Annotated in this window: 10 protein-coding genes; 7 read left to right on the top strand and 3 right to left on the bottom strand. The window is 60.0% G+C overall.

The window, feature by feature from the left end; translation table 11 throughout:
- Positions 1-120: 120 nt before the first annotated feature.
- The 6 genes from IRZ24_RS01605 (at position 121) to IRZ24_RS01580 (ending at position 7,028) form a co-directional block, all read left to right on the top strand.
- Entirely contained in the window at positions 121-918 is a 798-nt protein-coding gene (locus IRZ24_RS01605; protein WP_297159934.1) for a FadR/GntR family transcriptional regulator, read from the top strand.
- A gap of 292 nt (positions 919-1,210) precedes the next feature.
- The gene (locus IRZ24_RS01600; protein WP_297159931.1) at positions 1,211-2,305 is read left to right on the top strand and encodes a sugar ABC transporter substrate-binding protein; all 1,095 of its coding nucleotides are present in this window, start codon (positions 1,211-1,213) and stop codon (positions 2,303-2,305) included.
- A 453-nt stretch (positions 2,306-2,758) separates the two neighbouring features.
- The gene (locus IRZ24_RS01595; protein WP_366914211.1) at positions 2,759-3,760 is read left to right on the top strand and encodes an ABC transporter permease; all 1,002 of its coding nucleotides are present in this window, start codon (positions 2,759-2,761) and stop codon (positions 3,758-3,760) included.
- On the top strand, positions 3,757-4,545 hold the full coding sequence (locus IRZ24_RS01590; protein WP_297159928.1) for an ATP-binding cassette domain-containing protein: 789 nt from the start codon (positions 3,757-3,759) through the stop codon (positions 4,543-4,545). The genes IRZ24_RS01595 and IRZ24_RS01590 overlap by 4 nt, the downstream gene beginning before the upstream one ends.
- A 207-nt stretch (positions 4,546-4,752) precedes the next feature.
- On the top strand, positions 4,753-5,742 hold the full coding sequence (locus IRZ24_RS01585; protein ID WP_297159927.1) for an LLM class flavin-dependent oxidoreductase: 990 nt from the start codon (positions 4,753-4,755) through the stop codon (positions 5,740-5,742).
- A 305-nt stretch (positions 5,743-6,047) separates the two neighbouring features.
- Positions 6,048-7,028 carry a trypsin-like peptidase domain-containing protein gene (locus IRZ24_RS01580; RefSeq protein WP_297159925.1) on the top strand — a complete coding sequence of 327 codons (981 nt, stop codon included), beginning with the start codon at positions 6,048-6,050 and terminating at the stop codon, positions 7,026-7,028.
- Between the two features lie 232 nt (positions 7,029-7,260).
- Here IRZ24_RS01580 and msrA read toward each other — a convergent pair whose 3' ends face one another.
- Complete coding sequence (gene msrA, locus IRZ24_RS01575; protein WP_297159924.1) at positions 7,261-7,812, bottom strand: peptide-methionine (S)-S-oxide reductase MsrA; 552 nt, start codon at positions 7,810-7,812, stop codon at positions 7,261-7,263.
- A gap of 271 nt (positions 7,813-8,083) precedes the next feature.
- Here msrA and IRZ24_RS01570 point away from each other — a divergent pair, with 271 nt between their 5' ends.
- On the top strand, positions 8,084-8,413 hold the full coding sequence (locus IRZ24_RS01570) for a hypothetical protein (RefSeq protein WP_297159922.1): 330 nt from the start codon (positions 8,084-8,086) through the stop codon (positions 8,411-8,413).
- Between the two features lie 52 nt (positions 8,414-8,465).
- Here the strand turns inward: IRZ24_RS01570 and IRZ24_RS01565 are convergent, their stop codons facing one another.
- Together IRZ24_RS01565 and IRZ24_RS01560 are read right to left on the bottom strand one after the other, a co-directional pair.
- Complete coding sequence (locus IRZ24_RS01565) at positions 8,466-9,374, bottom strand: class I SAM-dependent methyltransferase (RefSeq protein ID WP_297159920.1); 909 nt, start codon at positions 9,372-9,374, stop codon at positions 8,466-8,468.
- A 392-nt stretch (positions 9,375-9,766) separates the two neighbouring features.
- Positions 9,767-10,519: an SDR family oxidoreductase gene (locus IRZ24_RS01560; RefSeq protein ID WP_297159918.1), complete on the bottom strand. Its 753-nt coding sequence runs from the start codon at positions 10,517-10,519 to the stop codon at positions 9,767-9,769.
- Positions 10,520-10,740: the final 221 nt, after the last annotated feature.

The following is a 10,740-nucleotide window of genomic DNA, read 5'->3' as shown; positions in this document are numbered from 1 at the left end:
CTCCAGAGGTGATCAACAGTAAAACTCTCTTAGGAAGCAGAAGTCATTTGCGCCTGGCTTGACAGAAGCCACATCCCTATATTATCATACCGTTAAATTGTATGACAATTGTGGAGGCAGATGGCGAGAACCTTCCGTTCGCTCAGGCGGCAGAATCTATCCGCGCAGGTCGTGCGGGAGATTGGGTTAAGCATTATGCGCAGGGAGTTTCAGCCAGGAGATGCCCTCTTGAGCGAACCAGAGCTGAGCCAACAATTCAACGTCAGCCGTCCAGTCTTGCGCGAAGCGCTCAAAGTGCTGGCGGAGAAGGGGCTGATTGAAGCGCGACCACGTACGGGAACGCGTGTGCGTCCCCGGACGGACTGGAATCTCCTCGATCCTGATGTACTAACCTGGCAGTACGAGGTGGGGCCTGATCCAGCTTTTCTGGAGGCAGTCTGCGAAGTGCGCCTCATGTTTGAGCCGATGACGGCGCGGCTGGCAGCCTCACGCGCGACTGCTGAGGAGATAGAGATCATCGAGCGAGCATGTGACCGGCTAGAAGAGCTGGTCGAGGAGGCCGAGCCATATATTGAAGCTGATCTGGCCTTTCACAGCGCTCTGTGTGCAGCGGCCCATAATGAGCTGTTACAGCGCATTGTAGCCACGCTAGCGGCCCCGCTGCGCGCCAGTCGCCTGGTAACAGCGCGCCTGCCAGGAGCTAATCAGCGGGCTATGCCGCTCCATCGGCGCGTCGCTGAGGCCATTCGTCAGCGCCAGGAACTGACCGCCGAGGAGGCTATGCGCGACCTGATTGTGCTAACCACAGCCGATGTGCACCAGGCCCTGGGCTATACCAGCGCTGGCTCTGCCCTGCTGGTAAGCGCTTGCCCTGGCCAGGGCGAGATGCCAGCCCCCCCACAAGAAGGAGGTGAGTAACTCTCTCTACTTTCCTGGGTTCGTTCTCTTCGCCCGCCAGCTTGATAGAGGACAATCAATGTAAAAAGCGAAGCGCCGACCTACCCGAAGGAGATCGTAGGCAACCGCGAGAAAGACCACGAAGACCGCAGTTGATCGGTACAGCCAGCACAGCGACTGAAGCGAGGAAAGCAAGCCAAGGGCAAGGAGGAAGCTCTCCTTGTGAAGTTTCGTCGCTCGCTCGGAGTGAGGTGAGCCTTTTCAGGCCATTGCTCTGTCTGTCAGGCGACTAGAAGGAACTGGAGGTCCAGCCGTGGCAGGATCAAACTTCTCGGCCTATTTCGAGCGTCTTCCTCTCAGACGACGGCGTCTACTGCAAACGGCGCTAGCCGGCGGGGCCGGGGCGACGCTGGCCTCGGCGTTGGCGGCCTGCGGAGGCCAGCAATCGAGCAGCTCGCCCACGGGAGTGGCGGGCAACTTTCCCAGCCATCCCAAATGGAACTTTGTCTTCATCAACCATGTGACCACCAACCCCTTCTTCGTCCCCACCCAGTACGGCATTCAAGACGCCTGCGCCCTCGTCGGTTGTACCTATCAGTGGACAGGGTCGGCCAACAGTCTTGTTAAGGAGATGGTCGACGCCTTCAACGCTGCCATTGCCGCCAAGGCCGACGGCATTGCCGTCTCTATCATCGATCCCACAGCCTTCGATGAACCCGTCAATCGCGCTCTCGATGCGGGCATTCCCGTTGTGGCCTACAATGCCGATGCGCCAGCCGGCAGTAAGAACAGGCGCCTGGCCTACATCGGTCAGGACCTCTACCAGTCGGGCTATCGCATGGGGCAGCGCATCGTCTCCCTCGTAGGCAGCGGTGACGTTGTTGGCTTCATCGCCACTCCTGGCTCGCTCAACATCCAGCCGCGCATTGACGGGGCCAAGCAGGCCATTCTTGACTCTAAGGCGCCCATCAACTTTGTCGAGGTCGCCACCGGGGCCCAGGTTGAGGAGGAGCTATCGCGCATTGAAGCCTATTATCTGGGCCATCCCAACATCAAGGGCATGTTTGCCGTCGACGCGGGCAGTACCCAGGGCGTTGCCCAGGTAATGGAGAAATATAACCTGGCGGCTAAAGGTGTACATGGCGGCGGCTACGATCTCTTGACCAAGACACTCCAGGAGATCCAGGCTGGTAACCTTGACTTCACGATTGATCAGCAGCCTTACTTACAAGGCTTCTATCCGGTCATTCAACTCTTCCTTTACCTGCTCTCGGGCGGCCTGATGGTGCCTTCCGACACCGACACGGGCCTGCTCTTTGTTACCAAGGAGAACGTCGGCCCCTATCTGCGCACCCAAACGCGCTTCGAGGGCAGCTCGTCTAAAGAGCAGCTTGTCCCACGCTCGTGATCTCAGTCTATCACCAGGGGGCCAGCCGGCGGGCTATGGCCTTGACCCTGACCATCTTGCCACTTCGCCTGGCCCCCTGCTAGACTGGTGGCTAACACCAGATGGGCTGTCAGCCTGATCTGTCAGTCTGGCGCGCTGGATGTCCCTTTGATCTGGCATCTGGCTCCCAAGCCAATGCAACGGGCGACAAATTCTTCTTTGCTAAAGAGAAGTGAGAAGGCAGCGAGGCTTACAGATTCGTTATGGGGCATACTGTCACGGCCCGCTCCTTCGAACACATCTATAGAGAAGAAGCGTCGCGCTAGCCGCTCGTGCAGTGACGTCGCGCCAGGTGAGCTAGCAGAAGGAAGGTGCTAAGGCGGGCGCTGGCGGGAGACGATAGGATAGGTCCGAAGGCAGTACACAACAGGAAGGAGCATCGCAATGGCCGAGAATGTTCTTGTTGCTCCTCCGATGGAGGAGGAGCCGGAACCAACGCCGGAGCGGCCCAGTCCCTGGCTAAGGCTGGCCCGTCTCTTTCTAAGGCAGCGTGAGGCCAGTATTGTGGTCGTGGCCATAGCCCTCATCATTTACTTCCAGCTCTCTAAGCCGGCCTTCCTCTCAGCGCAGAACATCAGGACGCTCTCCCAATTTGTGGCAGCAACTGCCATCATCTCCGCTGGGGAGGTCATGCTGCTCATCTGCGGTGAAATTGATCTCTCGGTGGGCCAGGTCTATGCTTTGGCTCCTTTTATCATGTACTTTGCCAAACAGGAGGCTGGTCTGCCGCTTATAGTGGGGCTGATCCTGGGGCTGATTGTCTGTGCGCTTGTCGGGCTGTTCAATGGCCTGATTACCGTCGCGCTCAGGGTACCTTCTTTCATCACTACGCTGGGCACCCTCTTTCTGATCAATGGCCTCACCTTGACCATCTCGCAGGGCTTCCCTGTCTTGACGCCCTCGGAGGGCCTGGTGGATGAGGTGCTGGGCCATGCCTCCTACTCGGAAATTATCTGGGCCATTGCTATCGCCATCGTCATGCAGATCGTGCTCTCCTGGACACGCTGGGGGCTGCATACGATTGCAACCGGTGGCAACTTGCTGGGGGCGAGCGAGGTGGGGGTGAATGTAGCTCGCATTAAGATCGGTAATTTCATGCTCTGCAGCGTGCTTGGTGGCTTTGCCGGAACGCTAGAGGCCTTTCGCATTACCTCGATCGATCCCCAGGCGGGCGGCACCGATATCATGTTTCTGGCAGTGGCGGGGGCTGTCATTGGCGGCACAGCTCTCACCGGTGGCCTGGGGACGATTATCGGGGCCTTCCTGGGCACGCTGGTGCTCTCGATTCTGCGTGATGGCTTTACCCTGCTCGGCGTGAGTGCTTTCACCTTCGATATTATCCTGGGAGCGGCGATCCTCGTGGCCATGATTTTGAATGTTCGCCTGCGACTATGGCGAGAGGCAGGGCGCGAATGAGCGAGTTCACAACGCCAGAAGTGATCCGTACGGAGGGACTGGTCAAGCGCTTTGGGGCGGTGACGGCTCTCAATGGCGTCAGTCTCTATCTGCGCCAAGGTGAGGTCTTGGGCCTGGTTGGGGATAATGGCGCCGGCAAGTCGACCTTGATCAAGATTCTGACGGGCTTCCTGCAGCCAGACGAGGGCCGCATCTTTATCGATGGAACAGAGGTCCGTCTGCACTCCGTCTCCCATGCTCGTTCTCTGGGCATTGAAACCGTCTATCAGGACCTTGCCCTGATCAATGAACTGAGTGTTTATCATAATATGTTTCTTAAACGAGAATCGCTGCTGAAGCCTTTCCCCCTGCTCGATAATCGGCGCATGCGGCGTCTGGCGCGCGAGTATCTGGAGAGCATGGGGGTCAATATCCCTTCGGTTGATATCGAGGTGGCCCGGCTCTCAGGAGGCCAGCGGCAATCGATCGCCATTGCGCGCGCAGTCTACTCGCAGGCGCGCATCTTGCTGCTGGATGAGCCACTGGCAGCGATGGGGGCGAAGGAAGGCAGCCTGATTATGAATCTCATTCGCACACTCAAGAATGAGGGCCAGGTCTCGATCATTATGATCGCCCACAATTATGCGCAGGTTCTAGAGATCTGTGACCGGGTCAATCTGCTCCAGCACGGGCGTATTGTGCTGGATAAGCCGGCGGCGCAGACCTCTGTCGAGGAACTGACCGAGCTGGTGATGCGCGAGTACCGGGCGGGAGTCAACCAACGACGGCAACCAGCGGCGGGGTAGGTGCCGGCCCGTGCCTGCTCTGATCGCTGGCGGGGACCGGGCCGGCGAAAGTGGCTTCGCGGCCTTGGGCGCCTTCTTTGCTTGACAGGGCGGTGAGGTGGGTGCTATGGTGCATGGCAGGAGAGAGCCTGTCGGGGCTGCTCTCCTCTTGCACAAGTGCTGGCAGCGATCGCGAGGAGCTGCCAGGTAAGAAAGGAGGGAAGCCCTATGCACGAACAGAATCCTGTTGCGGCTCACGAGTCTGAGAGAACTGAGAGGCCAGCCCGTGAGCGTGTTGGCTTAGCGCTCTTTGGGCACACCAGTGGCTCTCATATGCTGGCGAGGCTGCAGCAGGCGGAGAAGGCTGGCATACGCCAACTCTGGATGACCCAGTTCCCGACCACAGTAGACACCCTTACGTTGTTTGCCGCAGCCCTGGTGCAGACCCAAAGCATCCGTCTGGGTACGGCAATTGTGCCGACCTATCCTCGTCATCCTCTGGTCATGGCCCAGCAGGCCTACACGCTGGAAGAGCTGGGACCGGGGCGCCTGCGTCTTGGCATAGGGACAAGCCATCGCCATGCCATTGAGGGTGTCTATGGCTTCTCAATGGTTGAGCCATTGGAGCAGCTCCGCGAGTATCTGACCATCCTGCGTGCGGCGCTGTGGGAAGGACAGGTTGACTTTCAAGGGCGGTTTTACACGGCGCACGCTGCTTTTGCTCAGCCGCGGCGCGTGCCAATTCTGATCTCCGCGCTGCGCTCGCGGGCTTTCCGTCTGGCGGGCGAGCTAGCGGACGGCGCCATTTCCTGGATGTGCCCCCATCCCTATCTGCTAGAAAAGGCCAAGCCGGCCCTGGCCGAAGGGGCAGCCTCGCGCGGACGGCCTGTGCCACCATTGCTGGCCCATGTCCCCGTGGCGCTTGGAAGCGACTGGGGCCAGGTGCTAGAGGCGGCACGTCGCCATCTGGGTTTTTATACGCGCGCGCCTTTCTACCGCAATATGTTTGCTGACGCCGGCTATCCTCTCTCCGATGACGGTCTCCTGCCTGAAGAACTGATCAGGAACCTGGTGATCTGGGGAGACGAGGCGACTGTGGCAGCTCGCCTGCGCGAGCTACTGGCGCGTGGCCTCGATGAGCTGGTTGTCGCGCTAGTGCCGCTGGTTGACGATAGACGCGAATTGGAGCAACTTATGGCCCTCTTGGGCAGTCTCTAGCAAGGACGCCGCTAGAGCGCGCGAGCAGCCAGCAGGCTGGCCTGGCTACTGGCTCGCTGGAGTTGCCGCCCCGGGTCAGGCGCATCTCGCTTACCTGGTGCCTGGCCTGTTGGCTCTGCCCGCGCTTGCTCTGCGGGCCTGGTGTGACCCGCTGTGCTAGCTCGCCCTGACGCTGAACCGGGACCAGGCGCGCGCTCTGCCCCTTGAAGCGTGTATGTGATACAATAGGAAGCAATCTCATTGATTCGCAGCCTCGCACGCTCGGCGAAAAATGGGGTTCCACAGTAGAAAGCGCGATGGCAGCTATGATGGAGACAGAAGAACGCGATGCACAGGCCCTTGATGCCTATTCGCGCGCCGTCACGACGGCGGCGGAGCGTGTCGGGCCGGCAGTCGTGCGGATTGACGTTGAGCGCGGCGGGCTGCGCTGGCCGTATGTCCCTCCAGGGTATGGTGGCCCTGGCTTCGGCGCGACCGGTCTAGGCTCGGGCTTCCTCTTTGCCTCCGATGGACAGGTGCTGACCAATGCCCATGTAGTTGAAGGGGCGCGGCGCATTCGTGTCACGCTGGCCGACGGGCGCTCCTTTGATGCCGGGCTTGTCGGGGCTGATCCTGATGCCGATGTTGCTCTGCTGCGCATCGGGGCCGAGCGCCTCCCAGTCGCTGAGTTCGGACGGGGAAAGTTGCGTGTAGGCCAGCTTGTGATTGCCGTGGGCAATCCGTATGGGCTGAACTGGACTGTGACCGCAGGGGTGGTCAGCGCGCTCGGGCGTACGCTAGAGGGACGCGGCGGGCGTCGCCTTACCAACCTGATCCAGACCGATACGCCCATCAATCCGGGTAACTCAGGCGGCCCTCTGGTCGACAGCAATGGACGGGTTGTCGGCATGACGACGGCAATGGTGGCATTGGCCCAGGGACTGGGCTTTTCTATCCCTCTCGAGACTCTGCAGGGGGCAATTGCTCGTATCACGCACAGCAACACGGCGCGAACTGGAAGCGTGGCCCTGGGGGTAGGGGGGATGCGCATTCTGCTCGATCCTGAGCTGCGACGGAACCTCCAACTCAACCAGGTGAGCGCTATGGAGCTACTGGAGGTGCACCGCGACAGCCCGGCTGAGCGAGCTGGCCTGCGCCGTCTTGATATCATCGTCGCTGCCGACGGTGAACCGGTCACCGAGCCACGCGATCTGCAGCGCATTGTCAGACGCCATCTGCCTGGCGATCGCCTGATTGTCAGCTTCCTGCGCGATGGTAAGCTGCGCCGCGTGACAGCTCTTCTCTAACCGTCACCGCCTGGTTCCTGATCACTGGGGGCAGCGTCGCTGCTTTCTCTCCGCAGCTCGATGCTGCTCTGTTCTCTTGCCTTGGTCGGACCTGGCGACACCACACTGGCCCCCGGACGAGGCTGGACCGCCTGGCCTGCTGGCTCAACGCCAGGCACCTGTCAGCCCCCCGGGGGCAGCTTTGTGACCTTGCCTCTCTCTATCTCTGCCTCTCTGGCAAGCCTCGGCTCGCTCAGCTCTCCTTAACCACGGGCGCGTACTCCTTCAGCAACTTCTGCACCTTCGGAGCAATGACAATCATACAATAAGGCTGATTAGGGTGGCGATCGTAATAGTCACGGTGGTAATCTTCGGCAGGATAAAAGTTGCTGAAGGGAACGATCTCGGTGACGATCGGATCGCGGTAGATGTGGGCCTGTTCAAGCGCCTCCTTGGAGGCCAGAGCGATGCGCCGCTGCTCATCGTTGTGATAAAAGATGGCCGAGCGATACTGCGTTCCGATATCATTCCCCTGGCGGTTGAGCGTCGTCGGATCGTGGATGTGCCAGAAAATCTCAAGCAACTGCTCGTAGGAGATGACGCGCGGATCAAAGCGGATCTGCACGGCCTCGGCAGCGCCCGTCTGGCCCGAGCAAACCTGCTCGTAGCTCGGATTGGGAACCCGTGAGGCGGCATAGCCCGGTGTGACGCTCACTACCCCTTTGACGCGCTTAAAGACCGCCTCAGTGCACCAGAAGCAACCACCAGCAAGGGTCGCTTGCTCCAACTGATCATCCTCACTCATGACAGAGCACCTCGTCTCTCTAAGCAGTTCTCTTGGCGTCCCTGTACTGTATCACAGGAGCCAGGGCTATCACAATCTCAGGTATATAGATAGACATCGAGAGGGCTGACTGTCACCTTGTCAATACCTTCTTACGTGAGTATCTCCAGATTGGGTTCCTTTTCACGTGGCCTGCGGCAGAGCGTCCATATAAAGTGTGGATAGTGAAAGCGTGTCCCTGGAATAAAAAGAGCGCGCATGTGCACCATGCAGAACAAAGGAGCGCAACACGATGCTGGCCCTGTTCATCATGATCATCTGTATCCTTTTGCTCGGCGGCCTGGTGGTGCTGTGCTATCTCTACCTGCGCTGTGGCCTGGGTCGGCCACGCCTGACCAACTTCAGCCAGTGGCGTGGGCGTTGGCCTGGCGGCGTAGGCGCGCGCAGATCGGCCTCAATGCCGGAGCCAATCCAGCCGACTACCAACGATGAGAGTCTGCTACTGGCCGTTGACGTCCTCGCCGAAACGAGCCGGCAAGCCCGTCTCGTCGTTTTTCTCCTGCTCACTGGCTTTCTCCTGAGCATCCTCTTGCTGCTGCTGGCTCTTGGGACCCAGCCCTAACCGCAGAGCAGAGCAAGTTAAGGCCGGGCCAAAGAGCCAGAAAGAGTGCTTCCTAGGTGGAGGGTGCCGCAGGCTTCTGGCCCCAGACAGTCACCAGCGTCCAGAGTGCGCAGAAGTCATCTCGCTGCATTTCTGCCAGAGCTTGCTGTATCTGTCTCTCTAGCTCATCTTGTTGAATCAAGCCGGCGCGCAGCAGGAAAGGGCGGATCAACTCCAATCCCATCATGCAGTCCTTAAAGAGGCTATAGTAAGCGGGGGTATCGATCGACCACTCAATAGCGCTCGCGTGGAGGCGCACATCTAGGAAGCCGGTCCGACGCAACAGGCGCGGCAACACCGGCGTGATACCGACATGGCGCCCATCTGGTGAGAAGCTCTGGCCAGCCAGCTTCAAGGCGCGTGTCCCTAGCTCATGCAGCGCGCTGAGGGTTGGACTAGTTGTGAGCGAGAGCTCTCCCTCAGTCAGGCGTAGCACGCCGCCCGGCTTCAGCAGGCGGTAGCCTTCAGCCAGCAGACGAGGCCAGGCCGCAGGGAGCATAAAGCCCGCGAGCAAGCGACCATTCACCAGGTCGAAGGAAGCGTCAGGGAAGGCCAACGGCTGCATGACATTCATCACCTGAAAGCTGGCATTGGCCAGGCGGCGCGTTTGAGCCTGGGTAGTAGCGTACTCTACCACGGCCCGACTGATATCGACACCGATCACCTCGGCGTCGGGATAGGCGCGGGCCAGATCCAGCACCCAGCCGCCTGGGCCGCAAGCCAGGTCCAAAACCCTGGCCATCGGAGGTAGTGACTGGCCCTCCGGGAAGAGGCCGCCCATCCCTTCGGTAATGATGCGTTCCTGCATCATCAGGCGGGCCAGCTCCCCTGGATTCTCGGGATCAATCACATAGGTATGTTGACGCGAAGAGAAGGTCTCCGCAGGCTTATCCTGTGCAGATTGCTCGGAAAAACCATTCATCGTCTGCGTATCCCTCATCATTGCCTGGCGCGGCAGAGGAGGGAAAGAAGGGCCGCTGATCTCCACCGCTCAGGCGACGGGGCATCATTGCCGCGCCTGGGCTGCTCTGACGAGGCTGTCTCCCCTCTTGCCTGCCATTCTCGCTCTGCCCTATCAGGATAGCATCACCATGACCTCGGCGCCAAACTCAGCAATGAAGCCAGTGAGCGGGAATAATCGGCAGGCTAGAGCAGCAGACGGACGGAGCCGGCGAACGAGCACAGGGGGGCAAGCCGTCTTTGAAGCGCGAGCGCGGTGGCAAGCAGTGAGGCCAAAGTGGCCAACGTACCGCCGCGCTCGCCTGGTTATCGAGGTAAGCAGTCAGGCGCAGAAGGATCAAGAGCAGGAAAGTCCTAATCCATCAACATTCCGCCATTCACATCCAGAATCAAACCAGTGATCCAATTCGAGGCAGGAGAAGCCAGGAAGAGAATCGCCTCAGCAATATCGCGCGGGTCGCCCAAGCGGCCCAAAGGAGACATATCATCCCGATACGGGTGGCCAATAGTCATATCGGTCCAGACGGGGCCGGGAGCGACCGCGTTCACATAGATGGCGTGGGGGGCGCCGGCCTTAGCCACCCACTTAATGAAAGAGTGAACGCCGCCTTTGGCGGCCACATAATGCGGACCAGAGATCACGCCGCCCACTTTCGCGGCGACCGATCCCACACAAACGATCTTCCCGTAGCCACGGGCCTTCATATGAGGATAGACCGCCTGCACACAAAGGAACGTCCCGCGCAGATCGATGGCCAAGACCCGATCCCACTCCTCGACGGTCATTGCCTCCAGATCCGTCCGCGAGACCACGCCGGCGCAGGTCACCAGAATATGAGGGGGACCGAGACGGGTCACGACCTCATCGAGAGCCTGGCGCACCTGCTGAGCATCAGACACGTCGCACTGGACACTCAGCGCGCGCTGACCCTGAGCTTCTACCGCTTGCACCGTCTCCGTGCACGGCAGCACATCCAGGGCAGCCACACTGGCCCCCTCACGGGCCAGCACGCGGGCAGTGGCCTGACCGATACCCCGGGCTGCACCGGTCACCACCGCCACCTGACCATTCAGGTTAATCCGATCGCTAACAGGAGCTGCTGCCATAAATAACCGCCTTTCGCTGCATCGCTTTCTTTCTTACTTCACACCGTATGAACGAACGGCAGAGCTGACGTCGTCTAGAGCGTGGCAGCCGCAGCGAGCGCTCAGGGCCAGGCCCTGCGCTTGGCTAACGGCTAGGCTACCTGTCAGAGCCGACCGCTCGTCGTCCAGTCCAAGAGATCCATGAGAAAACAGGCGAAGGGTGCAACTGGCCGATGTCATAA

This window comes from Thermogemmatispora sp., assembly GCF_019683755.1.
Lineage (GTDB): Bacteria > Chloroflexota > Ktedonobacteria > Ktedonobacterales > Ktedonobacteraceae > Thermogemmatispora.
The sequence above is the reverse complement of the archived record's forward strand: the minus strand, read 5'-3'. Positions and strand labels throughout refer to the sequence as shown.

Excerpts from the sequence above, each read along its gene's own strand:
- IRZ24_RS01585 (WP_297159927.1), top strand. The coding sequence starts at position 4,753 with ATGCACGAACAGAATCCTGTTGCGGCTCACGAGTCTGAGAGAACTGAG.
- IRZ24_RS01560 (WP_297159918.1), bottom strand. The coding sequence starts at position 10,519 with ATGGCAGCAGCTCCTGTTAGCGATCGGATTAACCTGAATGGTCAGGTG.
- IRZ24_RS01590 (WP_297159928.1), top strand. The coding sequence starts at position 3,757 with ATGAGCGAGTTCACAACGCCAGAAGTGATCCGTACGGAGGGACTGGTC.
- IRZ24_RS01580 (WP_297159925.1), top strand. The coding sequence starts at position 6,048 with ATGATGGAGACAGAAGAACGCGATGCACAGGCCCTTGATGCCTATTCG.
- IRZ24_RS01595 (WP_366914211.1), top strand. The coding sequence starts at position 2,759 with ATGGAGGAGGAGCCGGAACCAACGCCGGAGCGGCCCAGTCCCTGGCTA.
- IRZ24_RS01570 (WP_297159922.1), top strand. The coding sequence starts at position 8,084 with ATGCTGGCCCTGTTCATCATGATCATCTGTATCCTTTTGCTCGGCGGC.
- msrA (WP_297159924.1), bottom strand. The coding sequence starts at position 7,812 with ATGAGTGAGGATGATCAGTTGGAGCAAGCGACCCTTGCTGGTGGTTGC.
- IRZ24_RS01605 (WP_297159934.1), top strand. The coding sequence starts at position 121 with ATGGCGAGAACCTTCCGTTCGCTCAGGCGGCAGAATCTATCCGCGCAG.
- IRZ24_RS01565 (WP_297159920.1), bottom strand. The coding sequence starts at position 9,374 with ATGAATGGTTTTTCCGAGCAATCTGCACAGGATAAGCCTGCGGAGACC.